This window comes from Sorangium sp. So ce117, assembly GCF_051524395.1.
In the GTDB taxonomy this organism is placed as follows: Bacteria; Myxococcota_A; Polyangia; order Polyangiales; family Polyangiaceae; genus Sorangium; species Sorangium cellulosum_B.
The window spans coordinates 3,220,994-3,238,953 of the sequence record NZ_CP150309.1 but is presented as its reverse complement, the minus strand read 5'-3'; the positions used below and the strand labels follow the sequence as shown (position 1 = coordinate 3,238,953).

The window sequence follows — 17,960 nt, the reverse complement described above, 5'->3', positions numbered from 1 at the left end:
GCGCGTCAGCCTACAGGGGACCTGGACGAGCTCCCGCAGGCTGTGGAGTGAAGGCGGCCCCTTCGATGCATGGATAAGTTCCTGGCATAGCGTCGCTTTTCCAGGGGGGTCGTATAGAAAATTTGTCTGTCAACCCAGAGCAGGTCCCGCAGTGTCACGGAACCTGGAGCACCTGATCCCGGACGGGCCGATGTGATGACACCGTGCACCCGAGGAGGGGCTGACCAGAGCCCGCCGCAACATAGGTCACGCCGCACCCAAAGTCGCCGTCCGGCCGCCTTGCCGGATCTCGGAGAATTCCGGTGGACAATAGATCTCACGACAGCCGAACCGAGGCTCGCCGTGGTCTCCAGTGCATTGAAATTGACAAAAGGCCAAGCACCATCGATCGGCGATCGCTTCCGTGATGACCGACCGAACGGGATCGGTGCCAAAACCGATCAGATGACGAAGGTCTCGGTGCGCATGAGACCCCACCCGAAGCGAAACAAAAGGATACCTGTCGAGGGGAATGTGAACGATCACATGGCCGGTGTCAACGCCAATTGATGGGCCTCGGGGATATCCCCGAGCCCGAGGGAGGGCAAGGCTGGCGGGGTTCCTCCAGCGCGCCGCGTCAACATGGGCGGAGGCCGGACCGCGTTGATCGCCGGCCCGCCCGACGCGCTCGAAGCCGAGCAGCGCATCGCCGGTTGGCGCTCGACGCTGCGAGCCCGCCGGTGCCTGGGCGCCGCCTCTTGTGCGCGGCGATCTTGTGCGCGGTGACTCGAACGCGCGGTCCAGCGCGAGCTCGCCCGCTGCTCCTGCGCTCGCCGGACCTCTCCGAGCTCGGGCGCCGCGGCCGGCCGCCGCTGCGCGCCCATCGGGATCGAGGATAGCCGCGCGTCGGCCGAACCTGGTTGACGCCAGGCATGTGAACGTTCACAATTTGATTCTCCGAGCTGCGATAACTTGGCTGAGGTTGCTTCTTACATGACAGGAGATGTCGGATGTCGATGAGCATGAAGCTGATGAGTGCGGTGTTGATGAGCGTCGGCATTGGTTTTGCGGGCGCAGCATGGGCCGCGAACGGGACCGCGGACGTCCCCGGTTCTGTTGCCGAGGGGAAGGATTTTGGCTGCGGTGCAAAAGGACAGAAGGCTTGTCCGATGCAGGGCTGGATGAAGACGGTGATGCAGTCGGCGACCACGAGCGGCGACGGCGCGAAGATCGCGTCGGCGCTGGAATACGTGGCGTCGAAGCCGCCGCCCGGGATGCCCAAGTGGGTCGCGATCTCGAAGGATGGCGCGGAAAAGGCCAAGAAGGGCGATATCGACGGCGCCAAGGCGAGCTGCAAGGCCTGCCACGATCTGTACAAGGCGGAGTACAAGGCGAAGCTCCGCGACGCCGCCTTCTGAGGCGCCTCTCTCTGCTATCCCCCTCGCCGCTCCTCGCGCCGGGCGCGCGCTCTCCTGGCAGCCCCGGCCGTACCCGCCGGGCCGAGGCGAACACTGGCCCGGAGAGCTCCGTGCGAGCGGTTCCGCCAAACGGAGATTTGGAACCTGCGTGGCAGGTGCGTGTGCGCCCTGGTCAGAGGTGCCCGGCAGGCGGGGTCTCGTGGTCATCGTCTGCCCACCCTCGGGATCGAGGAGGCCCGCGCGCCGCTCCACTTCTGGTTGACACCGACAATGTGAACGCTCACAATACTTTCTCGGGGTGTCCTTTTGTTTTGCCCTGGACAGGCCGTCGTGCGCGCCGGCCCTTCGTCCCCGGGATCGGGATCGATCTCGGCACCGGGTGCGTTCGTTCGGTCGTCGAGCACGCGTGCAGCGGCGCGTTCGCGGGGGCATCGCTCGCGCCATGCCGCGCTCTGAGCGCGAGGCCTCACCTGCGATCCGCACGCGCACCGGTTCACTCAGCTTTCAGCCGTAGATAACCAACATCGTCGAGGCTGCCGTGCCTTCAAATGCAGCGACAAATCGTCGCTCTCGCTGGATTGAGCCTGGTGGGATGCGGCTCGTCGGATCCAGAGCCGGCCCCGGGAAGGTGGAGCACCCCGTCTCGGGCAAGAGCGGGGAGCGACGGCGCCCATGGAACGACCAGCGGTGGGGCGACCACGTTCACGCCGAGCGGCGCGGCGTTCGTGATGTGGTGGTACGCCACGGGAGGTCCGCATGGCCAGTGGACGCCTTTCACGCCGACGATTCCTCGCTCCTGCAAGGGTGACCATAACCCTTCCTCTCTTGCCTTCCTTGTTGCACACGCCGAACGCCGCCATTGTAACAATAAACGGAGACGCAACTACAAGGAGCTCGATGTTCGGATCGCGTTTGGTTTTCCTAGCCTCCCCCAGCTTCCTCTAACATTTCATCCTAGCAAGAGCGTTTCATGCCAATCGCAAAACGAATCGGTGTACTACGTTCACTCATGAGCCGCTCGTTTGGCCTTGCGGCGCCGCTCGCGGTCGTCGTGGCCAGCGGGTGCACGGGCGTCTTGGGAGTCGAGGGCGAGGCGGCGCCGGCGACCGAGACGCCGCCGGCGGCCGAGTGTGGCGCCACCCCTGCGCTGGCCAAACCGCGCATCTGGCGGTTGACCAACACCCAGCTTGCCAACACCTTGCGCGACGAGTTCGACATCCAGCCGGCAGCGCTTGCGAACTTGCCGAGCGAGGCCAGGCTCGACGGCTTCGCCAACCAGGCCTCAGACCTGCGAATCGCGCCGCTCCTCGCGGACGTATATTTCGCCGTCGGTGAAGAGCTCGGGGCGCACGCGCTGCAGAACCCCGACAAGTTTGGGATCGCTTGCGACGTCGACAGCTTGGCGCCTGGCCCTTGCCTGGACGGTTTCGTCACCGAAACGGGGCAAAAGCTCTGGCGCCGCCCGCTCTCGACGACTGAAGTCACCTCCTTCAGCGCGCTCTTCGCCAAGACCGCTGCGCAGGGCGAAGGTCCTGCCGGAGGCGTCAAGAGCGTCGTGGAGGCGCTGTTCATGTCGCCGAACAGCCTGCACCGCACGGAGCTCGGCACGGTGAAGGATACCGGAGCGGTGACGACGCTGACGGACCACGAGATCGCTTCGGCGCTCTCGTACCTGCTCTGGGATAGCGTGCCGGATGCTGAGCTCACCGCGCTCGCAGATCAAGGGGAGCTGCGCGACCGTACAGTGCTCTTGGCCCAGGCCAAGCGCCTTTTCGATGCGCGCGACAAGGCGGCGCCGGCCATGAACCACTTCTTCGAGCAGTGGCTGGAGCTCGAGAATCTCTCGAATTCGGTGAAAGAGGCCAGCGTCTTTCCGATGGTAACGCCCGAGCTGACCGCCGATTTGAAAGAAGAGTTGCGCCTGTTCACGAACAGCGTACTCTTCGACGAGGGAGCGGATCGTCGCTTCGACTCGCTGTTCACGGGCACGTACGCGTTCGTGAACGAGCGCACCGCTCCGCTCTACGGTTTGAGCGGGGTGACCGGCGACGCCATGGTGCGTCGCGAGCTCAATCCGACGGAACGCCGAGGCATCTTCACCTCGCTGCCGTTTCTCTGGGGCCACGCGCACAGCCAAGATACGGGCCTCGTCGGGCGCGGCTCCTACGTCCGCGCAGAGGTCCTATGCCACCGCGTGCCGCTGCCGCCCGGCGGTATTCCGAATCCCGGCCGTTTTGCCGAGCCGGACGCCACGGGTCGGCAAAGACTCGGCATTCATGCGAGTCCGGGCTGCGCCGTCTGTCACGATCTGTTCGATGGAATCGGGTTTGCGCTCGAGAACTACGATGCTATCGGTCGCTACAGAACGACGGAGCACGAGCAGCCGATCGATGCAAGCGGCAGCCTGCCGCTGCCGAGCGAGGAGAATGCGCTTCCCGGAATCGTGTTCTCCAATTTCGTGGAGCTCGTGGACGAGTTGGCGCAAAAGCCGGATGTCTACGGCTGCTTCGCCCAGCAGTTCGCCGCCTACGCTTCAGGATACGACTTGCCGGAGCTCGACGCCTGTGAGAAGGAGCGCCTCGTGGACGAATTTGCGCGCTCGCAGCACGGGATTGATCAATTGGTGCTGAGCGTGATCGCGTCGCCCAGCTTCATCGACCGGAGGAACTAGGAGCTCGCCATGCGCAACGTGAAATTTTCCCGGCGTACGATGCTTCGTGGCCTCGGCTACGGAACGCTCTTCTGTTCTGGGCTGGCCGACAACCTCTACGCACAAACCGTTCCGCGAATCACGCGCGTCGCCATGTTCGGCTACGCAAATGGCTCTCAGTATCAATCGGAGCCGACCGGAGGCGAAAGAAATTTCGTGCTCAAGCCGCACATGGCGCCGCTCGAAGCGGTGCGCGACGACATCCTGGTGTTCAAGAACCTGACGCTCAAACGCGACGGCGGTAACGCGCACCGCTCGGCGTCGTTTTCGGTGTTCGGCCTCGGCGCGCGGACCAGCATCGACCAGGAGTTCGCCAGGTTCCTCAAGGACACGACCCCCCTGGCATCGCTGGAGATCGCGGTCGGTCAGACGTCCGGCGACGGCGGCGTCATCCCCGGACTGTCTCAGGTCGATGGCAGGTTCATCCCCAGCGTGAAAAACCCGCTGGCTGCGTATCAGCGCATCGCCGACCGCATCAGCGGGGGCGGCATGTCCATGAACACGCCGAACGCCGCCGAGCAGGCACTGCTCCGCCGTCAGAGCGTGCTCGACTTCGTCAAGGACGATGTCCGGTCCTTCCGCGGGCGGCTCGGGCCGGAGGAGGCCGCCAAGATGGACTTCTACCTCGAGTCGTTGCGCACGCTCGAACGCGATGTCGGCGGCAGCATCCCCACAGAGAACTCGTGCAAGCAGATCGGGTCGACGCTGCTCAGCAAGGACACCATGATGAACGACATGCCGGAGCACAGCCGGCTGTATCTCGACGTCATGGCGATGGCTTTCGCCTGCAACATCACTCGCGTGGCGACCATGATGTGGGGCGGCGGCGAAAACAACGAAGCCGTCAAGTTCGGTGACATCGATATCTCAGCCTGGCACTCCGTCTCACACGGCGATCCGGACGGCGCTCCTGGACAACAAATCACTCGGCTCCAGGCCTATTTCGCGGGAGAGTTCCGCTATTTCATCGAAAAGCTGAAAGGCCTTTCCGACGGCGAGTTCTCGGTGCTCGACAACACCGCAGCGGTTCTTTGCACCCAGAACGGCAGCAGCCAGCTGGGCTCCGGCCAGAACTTCGCCGAGACCGACCACCCGCCCCAACACGCACCTTTCGTGGTTGCCGGCAGCTGTGGAGGTGCTTGGACGACCGGGCGCCTGCTCGACGCCGGTGGGCGCAATCACAACGACGTTTATGTCAGCATTGCCCGGGCGATCGGCATGGGCGTGACGTCTGTCGGCCGCGCTGACTGGTGTCGAGGTCCGCTCATCACATAGCTGGCGGCCGATCGCGGCGCGGCAACGGCAGTGCCGCGCCGCTCCGCGGCGCGTACCCGCCGCCCACGAGGACCCATGGGACGAACCTTCTCCGAGCTGGACGACGACCTCATCGGCTTCCTCGCCGAGCAGCGCCTCTTCTTCGTGGCCTCCGCCCCCTCAGGCAGCGGCGGGCACGTCAACCTGTCGCCGAAGGGGCACGACACCTTCCGCGTGCTCGACCCGCGGACAGTGGCCTACCTCGACCTGACCGGCAGCGGCGTCGAGACCATCGCGCACCTGCGCGACAACGGCCGCATCACGCTGATGTTCTGCGCGTTCGACGGCCCACCCCGCATCCTGCGCCTCCAGGGCCGCGGCGAGCCCATCTTCCCCGGCGACCCGCGCTTCGGCGCGCTCGCGGACCTCTTCCCGCCGTTCCAGGGCGTTCGCTCCGTGATCCGCGTCGCGCTCGAGCGCATCGCCACGTCGTGCGGCTACGCCGTGCCGCTCATGGCCTACGAGGGCGAGCGGGACACGCTGTCGAAATGGGCGAAGCGCAAGGGGCCGGAGGGCCTCTCGCGCTATCGGCGGGAGAAGAACACGACGAGCATCGACGGCCTGCCGGGCCTGCCCGCCGTCAAGAGGTGACTGCTCTCAGAGCCCGCGGGTCTCGCCGACGTCGAGGATCCAGAGGCGCTCCATGTCGCCGCGGCTCTTCAGGAAGGCCTCGCGCGCGCGGACCGGCGGCTCGCCGATCGGCTCGTCGGTGAGCTTGTACGTGCCCCAGTGCATCGCGACGAAGGTGCGCGCGCCGAGCAGCTCGGCGGCCTGCACGGCCTCTTCCGGGCCCATGTGCTGCGGCTCCATGAACCAGCGCGGGGCGTAGGCGCCGATGGGCAACATGGCCCAGTCGATGGATCCGCCGCTGCACTGGCCGATCTCGGCGAAGCCGTCGAAGAAGCCGGTGTCGCCCGAGTGGTACGCGGCGCCCTCGGGGCCGCGGATCACGAAGCCGCCCCAGAGCGCCTCGTTCCTGTCCCAGGGCATGCGCATCGACCAGTGCCGCGCGGGCACGAGCGTGATCTCGACCTGCCCGACGTGGACAGACTGCCACCACGCGAGCTCGTCGATCGCGCCCGCGCCCAGCTTCGCGAGCAGCGCGCCGTTGCCCTGCGGCACCACGAAGCGGGGCCGGAGCGGCGCGTTCTTCTTGCCGAGCTTGCCCGGGTGCACGGCGTGCGCCGCGAGGATGCGCGACAGCGTGGGCGTGTCGAGGTGATCGCGGTGGTTGTGCGTGATCAGCACCAGATCGATCTCGGTGAGGTCCTCGAGCGGGATGCCCGCCGGGGCGAGCCGCTTCGTGGTGCCGAGGCCTGTCGCGAGGATGGGATCGATCAGGATGCGCAGGCCGCCCAGCACGAGCAGGAACGACGCGTGCCCAATCCACGTGAGCGAGGCGCGGCCGCTCTCGACGAGCGAGCGGTCGTACGCGCGGTGCGGCGTGACGAAGCCGTCGGCGATGGCCTTCTCGCGGGCGCCGAGCTTCCACTTGAGGACGTCGGCCGGGCCGCGCGCGGGCGTTGTGGCGAGATGATCGAAGCGTCCCACACCCGGCGGTATACCACGCGGAGCGGGCGGCGAAGAGGGTCAGCCCGCGCTCGCGAGAGACACAGGCGCCCGCCGCAGCGCGAGCTTCCTCAGGAACGTCACCGGGTCGAGGTAGTACGGATTCTCGTGCACGTGCCCGCCGATGACCACGTGCGAGTGCGTGGCGAGCACATCGGCGATCACCCGGCCGCTGAAGCGATTGACGTCGTAGCAGCAAAGAAGCGTGCAGTCGTGCTTGAGCGCCAGCGTGTTCAGCTTTGCTTCGTAGACCATCAGGTCCTCGGTGCCAGGCAGGTTCTTCAGCGCCCATTCCATGTCGCCGCAGGTGCGAACGGACTTGAACTCGCCTTCGGCCGCGCCCTCGAGCACGCCCTCGACGGTCGAGTACATGCGGTCCGCGACAAACACGTTGTCCTGGAGGTACGTCTGCTCGGAAGGCACGACCTTGAGCTGGCCACGCTGAATCGCGTCCTGCACGGGCACGCCGCCCTTTTGCATCCGATTCACATGGTCGTCATGCACGCTCGACTCGAGGATGGTCACCACCTCGTCGCCGGTATCGATCCCTTCCTGGAAGTACGGATTGAGCGTGGATTTCGCGCCTACGAAACCGATCCGAGGCGTGAGAAATCCGCCGTCGTAAACGGAAGTCCTTGAAAGAAAGGCTCGGCGTGGCGACCCGTCCGGGTTGCTATGACCAAACGAAGGCACACGCCGAGCACCTCCAAGGTGCGTCGACGCGAGCTCGGGTTCAAGAGGAAAGGCGACGGACGGCACCAAGAGCGAATCCGGCGGCCAGACCCTCGCAGCATTCACGTCGAGCCCACGGAGAAGAACCTGACGGGCGTCGCAGGGCTCGCCCCGTTCGGCGCCTTCATCCGCGAGCTCGGCATCGACGCGGCCCTGAGCCGCTGGTTCTCCCGGCTGAAGACCGGCCGCACGGTCATCTACCCGATGGCTGCGCAGATGCGCCTGCTGATGGACAGCGCGCTCGCCGGCGAGGAGCGCGTCTTCGGCATCGAGGCGCTCGCCGTCGATCCGCTCTTCGTGCGTCTCGCCGGCGGCGTCGTCCCGAGCATCGACACCGTCTACCGGGACCTGTGCCGGTTCGATGAGGAGGCGCTCGAAGCGCTGCACAGCATGGTCGTCGACCACGGGCTCGCCCTCGTTGCTCGCCGAAAGCACCGTTTCGTGCACATCGACGTCGACACGACCGTGGAGCCGCTCTTCGGGATGCAAGAGGGGGCACTTCCGGGCCCGAACCCACGCTACCGTGGCCGGCCGAGCTATCATCCGATCCTGGCGCGCATCGCCGAGGTCGAGGCCATTGTCGGGGCCAAGCTGCGACCGGGCGACACGAGCTTCGGCGAAGCCGATGTGCCCTTCGTCGAGGAGTGCATCGACCGGGCGCGCGCCGCAGCGCCGAGCGCGGCCATCTACGTGCGGATCGACGGCGCGGGGGATTGCAGCGCCTTGATGCACGCCGTCGCCACGAAGGAATGCTTTTTCCTGACCAAGGCGCGGATGAGCCCTGATCTGGTCGGCAGGGTCGCGTACGCCACCGGATGGCGTACCATCGACCGGGATGCCGACGGTCGTCCTCGACGGCAGGTGACCGAGGTCCCCTTCCGGCGCAGCGGTTGGCCGAATGGAGTCCGCGTGATCGCCGTACGCACACGCGATCGGGAGAACGGCAAGCAGATCTACCTCTGGGAGGGCCTCGACTACACGGTGCAGGTCTTCTTGACCAACGAGCCGGTCGAAGCGCCGGAAGACGTCGCGGCGCGGTATGACCTGCGCGCGGGCATCGAGCCACTCATCGGCGATCTCAAGCACGGATGGGGATGCGGTCGCGTGCCGAGCCATAGCTTCAACGCCAATCATGCCGCGCTGCTGCTGAAGTTGCTGACCGCCAACCTGATGCGCCGGTATGTCCTCGACCATGTTCCGCACCTCGCGACCTGGCGAACGCCGTGGTTGCGGCGCGCGCTGATCCTCGTCCCTGGAAGGTTGGCCCGCTCGAGTCGGTGCACGAAGCTGCACGTGCCGGAGCGCTCGCAGCTCGCTCGCCGGCTCAATTGAGCCCAGAACCAGCCGAAATCATGGTGGGGGGTAAGGGGGGCGTGTGCCTTTGCGCCGCGCTGAGCGCACCCGATTGTAATCGACGTCGCATTCGTCGGCGGAACGCCACTCGCGCGTCGCCGTCGGCCCACTCGTGCCCCGTAGGCGCGAAATCCACGTTGAGTACGTCGTACATCTCCTTGCGTGAATCGAAGAACGCGCAGATGTGCTGCAAGCCGTGCAGCTCCTTGCCGCAGAGACTCACTTTTCGCGTACGTGTCGGCGTCATGTTGCACTCCTGAAGATCGCACGTCTACCACCTCGTCGCGTCGGCGTCGACCCATCCTGGTACAGCATCATTCCCGAAGCTCGTCCCTGAATTGACGCTGCGTCCGCCTGGCGACGATCCGGGCTGGGCGGGTTACTACAAGAAGCGAGCTCGTCGGGGGACAACGCCGCAAAGCGAGTTACTCGATGGGCGCCAGCGTCCAGGGGAAGTCGGTCAAAACGGATTTTGCGCGAGCTCGGGACACCTACGCGCGTGGGGGCTGCCCCGAGCCGATGGATTCAAGAGCGCAGGCGCTCACGAACAGCGCGCCAGCGCTCGAGAGGAAAAAGCCCACGAACGCGCCCACGCTCCCGTGTGCCCCCTTGGCGGGCAGGGCCTCGCCGGCCCCCCCGGAGCGCAAGCCTCTGTGCTTCCGTGGATGCGACCACGTAGTCGCGGCTGAGCTCGAGCTTTGCCCGACGTCGCATTCGGCTGTGATGCACGACTCTCCACACGACAACGACCATGGCGGGGACACCGAGGCGCACGCGCACTTCCGTCGCATTCGTCACATCCGTTGCAAAGGACACATCATCCGTTATAGTGGACGCATGCCGCCCGCCTCACTCGTGCAAGCCACCGCCGTCGAGCTCCTCGCGCTCTATCGCTCCCGCAGCGCTTCCCCCGTCGAGGCGCTCCGCGCCGTCCTTGCCCATGTGGAGCGCCACGGAGCCGCGCTCAACGCGTTCGCGCTCCTCGACGAGGAGCGGGCCCTGGAGGTCGCGCGGGCGTCCGAGGCGCGCTGGGCTCGAGGCGAGCCGGTGGGGCGCCTGGACGGGGTGCCTGTCTCGGTGAAGGACCTCCTGCTCACGCGCGGCTGGCCGACCCGGCGGGGCTCGCGCACCGTGGACGCGGCCGGCCCCTGGACGGAGGACGCGCCCGCCGTCGCCCGCCTGCGGGAGCACGGGGCCGTGCTCTTCGGGAAGACGACGACGTCCGAGTTCGGCCTGAAGGGCCTCGGCGACAGCCCGCTGACGGGGATCACGCGCAATGCGTGGGACCCGCGGCGCACGCCGGGCGGCAGCAGCGCCGGCGCCGTCACGGCGGTCGCGGCCGGCTTCGGGCCGCTCGCCGTCGGAACGGACGGCGGCGGCTCGATCCGCGTGCCGAGCGCGTTCTCCGGCGTGGTGGGGTGCAAGCCGACGTTCGGTCGCGTGCCCGCGCACCCGGCGAGCGTGGTGGGGGTGCCCCCGCACGTGGGGCCGATCGCGCGCACGGTCGGCGACGCGGCGGTGCTCCTCTCGGTCCTCTCCGGTCCTGACGACCGCGATCCGTTCCGGGCCCCGCCGCCGCGCGAGGACGTGCTGTACCTGGGCGCGCTCGTCGCGGTCGACGCGTTCGACACGCACGACAAGTCCGGCGCGTTCGACCCGTCCGACGTACGCTTCCTCCGCCGCGTGCGGGTCGGCGTGAGCGCCACGCTGGGGTACGTCGATCTGCCGAGAGAAACGCGGGTTTGCTTCGACGCGGCGGTCGCGCACCTGCAACGGCTCGGCGCCGACGTAGAGGAGGTGGCGCCGCCGTTCGCGGACCCGGGGGGCGTGCTGCGGACGCTGTTCGCTGCGCGCGCCGCGCACACGGTGCGGGAGCTCGGGCCGGAGCAGCGCGCGCTGCTCGATCCGGCGGTCCAGAGCGCGGCAGCCCAGGGAGAGGCGCTGAGCGCGGTGGCGTACCTGGAGGCCGAGCGGCAGCGCGCGGAGCTGGCCCTGGCGATGGCCGTGTTCCATCGCCGCTTCGATCTGCTGGTGACGCCGACGTCGGCCGGGGCCGCGCCCCTGATCGACGGCGGCGCGCTCCCGGCCTCCTTCGCCGCGCCCTTCAGCCTGACGCGCCAGCCGGCGATCAGCGTGCCGATGGGCCTCACCAGCGCCGGCCTGCCGCTCGGGCTGCAGATCGTGGGGCGCCACTTCGAGGAAGCGCTGGTCCTGCGCGCCGCGCTAGCGCTCGAGCGAGAGAGCGCCCCGCTGCGGGCGCCGCCGCTCCGCGCGAGCTGAGCGGTCGCGCGAGGCCGCGACCGAATCGAGGGCGCTCTCGAGAGCAAGGCGAACCAGCTCTCACCATCGGGTCGAGTTCGCGGTGCCCAGACGTAGCGAACCGTCGATGGTCCAGAAGCGCGCCGTCCTGGTACCCTCCGCCCGTGGCCACCGCGCCCGCACTCCTCGACATCTTCATCTCCTGTGCGCCCGCGCGTGCCGATCAGGAGCTCCTCCAAGCGATCGAGGCGCACCTCTCGGCGCTTGGGCCCGACGTCTCGCTATGGCACCGCGGGCGGGTCACCGGCGGCGAGGAGCCGGAACGGCAGGCCGCGTCCCAGCTCGCGGCGGCTCGGCTGATCCTGCTCTTCGTAAGCGCAGACTACCTCGCATGCGACGTCTGCCGCACCGAGGCCGAGCGGGCACTCGCGCGGCACGCGGCGGGAGTGGCGCACGTCATCCCGCTCATCGCGCGGGCATGCTCCTGGCAAGGCGCCCCATGGTCTCGGTTGGCTGTGCTCCCCGTGGGTGGGCGAGCGGTGGCGAGCTGGCCTGACCGCGACGAAGCCTGGGCCCACATCGTCGATGGGATCCGGGCCGCATGCCGGCTCGTGGGCGACGTGACGGCCACCGCGGCGATCCGCCCCCCGGCGCCTCTCGCGCAGTCCGTTGCGCAAGCCCCGGTCCTGCCCGCTCCGGGATCGGCCTTGCACCAGCTTCGTTCGCCACCGGCAGATTTTACCGGGCGCGAAAAGGAGCTCGCCGACCTGCGCGCGAAGCTCGGCCCAGGCGGCGCCATCGTCGCGGGAGTCACAGGCCAGGGCGGCGTGGGAAAAACTGCGCTCGTCCTGAAGCTCGCGCACGATCTCCAGGTTCGCTACCCCGACGCTCAGATCGACATCGACCTGCGCGGTGTTCGTTTCGACCCCCTCACGCCCGCCCAGGTGATGGCGGAAGTGATCCACGCTTTCGATCCCACGGCGGAGCTGCCCGATGACCCGGAGGCACTCGGACGAGTGTATCGCTCTGTGCTCCACGGCAAACGCGTGCTCCTCCTGCTGGACAACGCGCGTGACCGCGCCCAGGTCGAGCCCGTGATGCCACCGCCCGGAAGCCTCCTGCTCGTCACGTCCAGGCAGCACTTCACCCTGCCAGGACTCTACGCCCGGCGTCTCGGCACGCTGGACCCTGGTGAGTCCGTTGAGCTGGTCCGCAGCATCGCGCCTCGCCTCGACGAAGCTGCGGCTGCCGAGTTGGCGAGGCTCTGCGGCTACCTGCCGCTGGCCGTCCGAACCACCGCGAGCGCGCTGGCTGAACGCGTTGATCTCAGACCCGCTCGGTACATCGAGCGGCTCCGTTCCATTCAAAACCGGCGGGAGCTCGTGGATGCGGTGCTGTCGGAGAGCCTCCACTTGCTGGATGCCGGCGTTCGCACATTTTGGTTCCATATAGGCGTCTTCCTGGGCGACTTCGACGTGGAGGGCGCCGCTGCGGTTGCTGGTACCACGCACGACGTGGCCGCCGATGCCCTCGGCGAGCTCGTCCAACGGAGCCTGGTGGAGTGGGACGGAGCGTCCGAGCGCTACCGGTTCCACGACCTCGCTCGCGACTACGCGCGTTCGCACCTGGAGCACAGGGAACGGTTCGCCGCCGAGCGGCGACACGCAGAATACTTCCTCCACGTCGTCCGGGCTGCGGATCATTCTCACCAGCGGGGCGATACAACGTTCCTCGAGGTGCTTGCTCTGCTCGACCGTGAGTGGGGCAACATCAGCGCGACGCTCAGCTGGGCTGCCGCGAACGCGGAGCACGATGACGCCGCGGCGAACGTCTGCTGTGACCTTCTGCTGCTGATCCCGTATTCGCTCCGCACCCAAAAGCCAGTGCTCGAGCAGATCCCATGGTACGAGGCTGGGCTCGTCGCGGCACGGAAGTTGGGTAGACGCCCCGAAGAGGGCCGGCTCCTCGCAGAGCTAGGCAACGCCTACGCCGCGCTCGATGACTGGCAAAGAGCTATAGAGCTCTTTGAGCGAAGGCTCACCATCGCTCGACAGCTCGGCGATAGCCAAGGCGAACGGGAGGCGCTCGGAAGCCTGACGCACCTCAATCTTCGCGTGGGCAAGGAGAGGAAAACCATCGATTACTACGGGCAGATCCTTGCGATAGCGCGGGAGAGCGGGAGCCGGAAAGAGGAAGGCGAGACGCTCGGTAACCTCGGGCTAATCTATGCCCGCCTGGGAGAGCTATCCAAGGCGATCGAGTGCTACGAGCAAGCGATCGCCATCGCTCGCCAGGTAAAAAATGGGGAAGAGGAGGCGGTAGCAAGCAGGAACCTGGGGCTCGCTTATGAGCAATTGGGAGATCTACCCCGCGCTAAGGAGGCGATGCAGGTCAGCATCGACTTCGAGCGTGCCATCGATCAGCTCGACGGCGGATAGCGAATGTGACGCCTCCATGGCGGCAGCCGGCGTGAGGGAGCGCGCCAGGCCAGCCCACGAGTGCCTGCGGTGGAGAACATCCGCTCCGTGAGCTGAGCTCGCACCACGGCCCATCCTCTCCCTGATCGCCCGCCTTCGCACACACATTCTGGGCCCGCGCCTCTCGCTCTTCCTTCTTGCACTTGACCCGCGAAGGTGGCCTCCTGAATCACGGGGACGAATGGTCAGACATCGGGATGACCTCACCGGCTGTGAGCGATCCGGGCCTGGGGACGCGACGTCAGGAGGAGCCGCGCCATGCGCTTCCCGGACGATGGCCGACAGCTCATCATGTGTGTGGCCTCCTTCGCCCCCGATCCGGCCTGGTTGATGCTGGTTGAACACCACGAGAGGAGCACTCCATGCAGCCTCGAACGACAGCGAGCGAGCCACCCATCGCCCCGGTTCGCCAGTCCGACGCGCCGCCCATCGACATGGCGCTGAACCACGGCACCTACTGTTCCGAGCGGTGCGCGGACGTCCTGCGGCGCCACGCCGGCAACATCTCCCTGCGGATCTACCCCGCCGGGGACAACGCAGATCTCCGGCGCGCAATCGCCGCCGACGCGGGCGTCAGGCCGGAGAACGTGCTGGTCGCCAACGGGAGCGGCCCGCTGCTCAAGACCTGCATCCCGTTCCTGATCGAGCGCGAGATCAAGCGTTCGGCGATGCGGACGCTGCGCTTCTTGCTGAAGCGCACGGCGTATCCCATCATCACCACCCGGCTCACCTACTCCAAGGTGCCTGCGTCCGGCGTCCGCGTGGGGCTGCGATGCGAGCTGCTCCCGCTCCGTCCGGAGAACGGCTTCGCGCTCGACGTGGAGCTGCTCGAGTCGCGCCTCTCGCGGCAGGACGGCCTGGTTTACCTCTGCAACCCCAACAACCCCACGGGCAACGTCCTCATCACGAGGCAGGAGCTCGGTCCGCTGCTCACCCGGTTCCCGAGCTCCCTCTTCTTCATCGATGAAGCGTACGTGCACTACCTCGAGGAGAGCCCGAACACCCGGATGGCGGACCTGGTGCTGCGCCATCCCAACCTGATGGTGCTGCGCAGCTTCTCCTTCGCCTACGGGCTCGCGTCGGTGCGCGTGGGGTACGCCATGGGGGACGCGAAGGTGGTGGCGCAGATGGAGGCCAAGATGACGCCGCACCGCGTCGGGCAGCTGGCCGCGGAGCTCGCGATGGCGTCGCTCCAGGACAGCGGACACCTCGGATTCGTCCGGCATCAGACAGCGAGGGAGCGAGCCAGGCTGATGGCGGCCATCGGAGCGCATCGCGCGCTGGAGGCCTATCCGTCACAGACCAATTTCATCCTGTGCCGCGCGCGCGGGGCGTGGTCCGGGGCGAAAATCCACGACGCGCTGCTCGCCCGAGGCGTGAAGGTGAAGGCCTTCGAGCCGTTCGGCGACGAGCGATACGACGACTACTTCCGCGTGACCGTCGGCCTGCCGGCGGAGAACACGTGCTTCATCGAGCAGCTCGACGCCCTGATGAGCCCGCGCCGCAGGGAGGAGCCCTCCAGGACGGCAGCGCCGGCGGTGCGCCAGGTCGAGCTCTCAGAGCTTGCTTAGCCGAGAATTGGCTCAAGGTTCCGGGGCATGGAGCCCCGAGGACCGAAACCCTTCCCAGCCTGCCTGACCGGCGCGCAGCGGGAGATCCTGGAACCGCTGGCACCAGCGCCTGAGCCCGCCCTCCGGCCTGTATGAAGCATGCGGAGCAGGTGACGCTGATACGGCGCGCGCTCGATCTGATCCGGCGACGGACCACGGACATGGCCGCGGAGCCGGAGCAGAGACCGGTGGACATTTATACATCACCGGCGCGGCTCGAGAGGGAGCGAGGGCAGCTGTTCCAGCGCTGCCCCATCGCCCTGACGAGCGCTGCGCTCCTGCAAAGGCCGGGCGACTGCGTCACCCACGACGGCCTGGGCGTGCCGATCCTGCTCTCCGTCGACAAGGAGGGCCAGATCAGGGGGTTCTTGAATGCCTGTCGCCACCGAGGCACACGGCTCTTGGACGGCCCCACGGACGCCGCACGGAGCAGCTTCACGTGCCCTTTCCACGCATGGACCTATGGGCTCGATGGCAAGCTGCTGCACGTCCCGCACGCCTACGGCTTTGCCGAGGGGCATTGCGAACGCACCGCGCTCACCCCGTTCCCTGTCCGGGTCAAATTCGGCATGGTGTGGACCGACCCTGGGCCGGATCTGGACACCTTTCTGGGTCCCCTCGCGCAAGAGCTCGCCGGCTGGAACCTCTCGCGCCTCCAGCCGGCATATCAGCTCGCCTTCTCACCGAACGCGAACTGGAAGCTCCTCATGGAAGTGGCGTTCGAGGTCTATCACTTCCGGAAGACGCACGCGCAGACGATCGCACCCTGGGTGCACGACAACGTCGCCTTGCATGACGATTTCTATCCCCACCAGCGCATGATCGTCCCCAAGAACAAGATCAATACGTGCCTGGGCCGCGATCCAGCGAGCTGGGACCTCCTCTCCGTCGCCAACGTCGTCTATCTGATATTTCCAAACACGGTCCTCATGCTGCGAGATGGCCCGACCATCCTCCAAACGATGTTTCCGAGCAGCCCGGATCGGACGCTCTGGCACACGTGGGCGGGCGCCGCCCGCGTCCCGCAGACGGAGCACGAGGTGCGCCGTACCAACACAGACAGAGGGACCTTCGAGACAACGCTGGACGAAGACTTCAGGAAGGTGACGTCGATCCAGAGCGGGCTGCGCTCCGGCGCGAACCAGGTCGTCACGTTCGGCCGCTTCGAGCTCGGGCCCATCCGGTTTCACCGCGCGCTCGACGACTTCCTCGCCAGGTGAACGCGCGTGTCCACCGGCGCGCGACGGCTCCGGAGCTCGGTCGCCGGTAGATCAGGAGGAATCAGGAGGAAGACGATGACATCCGCGGTCACGCACAAGAAATGGTCAGCGGACAGCTTCGACGCGCTGGATCCCGCCTTTGTGGGGGATCCCTACCCGTTCTACGCACGCCTCCGGGCAGAAGCGCCGGTCCATTTCGTCGCCTCGGTAGGGGAGTGGTGGATCACGAAATATTCCTACGCGAAGCTCGCCCTCGCCGACAGGCGCTTGACCACACAACGTGAAAAGGTCATGACCGTTGTCCCGCGCCGCGGCTCCGGATCATGCCCGTGGACCCCGAACATGATGGAGCTGGATCCACCCGAGCATGACCGGGTGCGCTCCCTCGTGGGCAAGGGGTTCACGCGCGAGGTGGTCCAGCACCTCCGGTCGAGGATCGAGGAGATCGCGCACGATCTCGTGGACCTCGTCGAGGGGGACGGGCGGATGGACGTCGTGGCCGACTACGCGTATCCGTTGCCGACGTTCGTGCTTTGTGAGCTGATGGGCTTGCCGACGTCGGAGCGAGAGCAATTTCGCGAGTGGACGACCCGAATTCATCTGAAGTTCGACCAGGCTCAACCGCCGGAGGTGCGGCAGCAGGGCGAAGAGGCCTATGACGCCGCGCGAGAGTACCTGAGCAGGGTGATCTCCGAGCGGCAGGTGCGCCCGGGGGCCGATCTGATCAGCGCGCTGCTCTCGGCCGAGGACCACGGCGATCGACTCGCGCTCCCGGAGCTCCTGTCGAACCTCACGTTCTTCCTCTACGCTGGCTTCGAGACGACGGCCCGGATGATCTCGGCTGGCGTGTACGCGTTGCTCTCGCATCCCGATCAGCTGGCGCTGCTTCGAGGCCACGCGGAGCTGACGCAGACCGCCGTCGAGGAGCTGCTGCGCTACACGTCGCCTGGACAGCGAGGGATGGAGCGCTGGGCGCTCACGGATCTCGAGCTCGGGGGCAAGCGGATCCGCAAGGGGGATCGGCTCTCCGTCGTGCTGGGCGCCGCCAACCGCGACCCCGAGGTGTTTCCGGAGCCCGATCGGCTGGACATCACGCGGAAGCACAACCCGCACCTGGTGTTCGCCCGGGGCACGCACGCGTGCCTGGGCTCCTTCCTCGCCGTCACCGAGCTCGAGATCGCCTTCTCGGTGCTGCTGCGCCGGCTGCCGCGTCTCGAGCTCGCGACGCCGGAGCCGACATGGGGGCCCAACACCAAGCTCCGCGGGATGGCGGCGCTGCACGTCCGCTTCTAGGGCGGGCGCGGCTCCCGCTGCGCTTC

General features: G+C 67.2%; 12 protein-coding genes. 10 read left to right on the top strand and 2 right to left on the bottom strand.

Translation table 11 applies throughout. The features are described 5' to 3' along the window. The first annotated feature begins 995 nt into the window (after positions 1-995). The 4 genes from WMF46_RS12295 to WMF46_RS12280 all read left to right on the top strand — a co-directional run bounded on the left by WMF46_RS12295 (position 996) and on the right by WMF46_RS12280 (position 6,012). Positions 996-1,397 carry a hypothetical protein gene (locus WMF46_RS12295; RefSeq protein ID WP_231864794.1) on the top strand — a complete coding sequence of 134 codons (402 nt, stop codon included), beginning with the start codon at positions 996-998 and terminating at the stop codon, positions 1,395-1,397. Positions 1,398-2,406: 1,009 nt separating this feature from the next. Further along, positions 2,407-4,068, top strand: a complete 1,662-nt coding sequence (locus WMF46_RS12290) for a DUF1592 domain-containing protein (protein ID WP_437985784.1) — start codon at positions 2,407-2,409, stop codon at positions 4,066-4,068. A gap of 9 nt (positions 4,069-4,077) precedes the next feature. Continuing rightward, entirely contained in the window at positions 4,078-5,382 is a 1,305-nt protein-coding gene (locus WMF46_RS12285; RefSeq protein WP_437985783.1) for a DUF1552 domain-containing protein, read from the top strand. Between the two features lie 75 nt (positions 5,383-5,457). Continuing rightward, complete coding sequence (locus WMF46_RS12280) at positions 5,458-6,012, top strand: pyridoxamine 5'-phosphate oxidase family protein (protein WP_437985782.1); 555 nt, start codon at positions 5,458-5,460, stop codon at positions 6,010-6,012. 6 nt (positions 6,013-6,018) lie between these two features. Here WMF46_RS12280 and WMF46_RS12275 read toward each other — a convergent pair whose 3' ends face one another. After that, positions 6,019-6,972 carry an MBL fold metallo-hydrolase gene (locus WMF46_RS12275; protein WP_437985781.1) on the bottom strand — a complete coding sequence of 318 codons (954 nt, stop codon included), beginning with the start codon at positions 6,970-6,972 and terminating at the stop codon, positions 6,019-6,021. 39 nt (positions 6,973-7,011) lie between these two features. Further along, positions 7,012-7,683 carry an MEDS domain-containing protein gene (locus tag WMF46_RS12270; protein WP_437985780.1) on the bottom strand — a complete coding sequence of 224 codons (672 nt, stop codon included), beginning with the start codon at positions 7,681-7,683 and terminating at the stop codon, positions 7,012-7,014. Here WMF46_RS12270 and WMF46_RS12265 point away from each other — a divergent pair. The 6 genes from WMF46_RS12265 to WMF46_RS12240 all read left to right on the top strand — a co-directional run bounded on the left by WMF46_RS12265 (position 7,666) and on the right by WMF46_RS12240 (position 17,934). Next, entirely contained in the window at positions 7,666-9,054 is a 1,389-nt protein-coding gene (locus WMF46_RS12265; protein WP_437980858.1) for an IS1380 family transposase, read from the top strand. The two genes, WMF46_RS12270 and WMF46_RS12265, sit on opposite strands and share 18 nt — an antisense overlap. 858 nt (positions 9,055-9,912) lie before the next feature. Next, on the top strand, positions 9,913-11,355 hold the full coding sequence (locus tag WMF46_RS12260) for an amidase (RefSeq protein ID WP_437985779.1): 1,443 nt from the start codon (positions 9,913-9,915) through the stop codon (positions 11,353-11,355). Between the two features lie 143 nt (positions 11,356-11,498). Continuing rightward, positions 11,499-13,772, top strand: a complete 2,274-nt coding sequence (locus tag WMF46_RS12255; protein ID WP_437985778.1) for a tetratricopeptide repeat protein — start codon at positions 11,499-11,501, stop codon at positions 13,770-13,772. A gap of 401 nt (positions 13,773-14,173) precedes the next feature. Then, positions 14,174-15,382: a pyridoxal phosphate-dependent aminotransferase gene (locus WMF46_RS12250; RefSeq protein WP_437985777.1), complete on the top strand. Its 1,209-nt coding sequence runs from the start codon at positions 14,174-14,176 to the stop codon at positions 15,380-15,382. Positions 15,383-15,531: 149 nt separating this feature from the next. After that, entirely contained in the window at positions 15,532-16,641 is a 1,110-nt protein-coding gene (locus WMF46_RS12245; RefSeq protein WP_437985776.1) for an aromatic ring-hydroxylating oxygenase subunit alpha, read from the top strand. Positions 16,642-16,716: 75 nt separating this feature from the next. Further along, entirely contained in the window at positions 16,717-17,934 is a 1,218-nt protein-coding gene (locus WMF46_RS12240) for a cytochrome P450 family protein (RefSeq protein WP_437985775.1), read from the top strand. The last annotated feature ends 26 nt before the right edge of the window (positions 17,935-17,960 follow it).

Bases quoted from the DNA above. Each gene is read 5' to 3' on its own strand.
- WMF46_RS12295 (WP_231864794.1), top strand. From the start codon at position 996: ATGAGCATGAAGCTGATGAGTGCGGTGTTGATGAGCGTCGGCATTGGT.
- WMF46_RS12290 (WP_437985784.1), top strand. From the start codon at position 2,407: ATGAGCCGCTCGTTTGGCCTTGCGGCGCCGCTCGCGGTCGTCGTGGCC.
- WMF46_RS12285 (WP_437985783.1), top strand. From the start codon at position 4,078: ATGCGCAACGTGAAATTTTCCCGGCGTACGATGCTTCGTGGCCTCGGC.
- WMF46_RS12280 (WP_437985782.1), top strand. From the start codon at position 5,458: ATGGGACGAACCTTCTCCGAGCTGGACGACGACCTCATCGGCTTCCTC.
- WMF46_RS12265 (WP_437980858.1), top strand. From the start codon at position 7,666: ATGACCAAACGAAGGCACACGCCGAGCACCTCCAAGGTGCGTCGACGC.
- WMF46_RS12260 (WP_437985779.1), top strand. From the start codon at position 9,913: ATGCCGCCCGCCTCACTCGTGCAAGCCACCGCCGTCGAGCTCCTCGCG.
- WMF46_RS12250 (WP_437985777.1), top strand. From the start codon at position 14,174: ATGCAGCCTCGAACGACAGCGAGCGAGCCACCCATCGCCCCGGTTCGC.
- WMF46_RS12240 (WP_437985775.1), top strand. From the start codon at position 16,717: ATGACATCCGCGGTCACGCACAAGAAATGGTCAGCGGACAGCTTCGAC.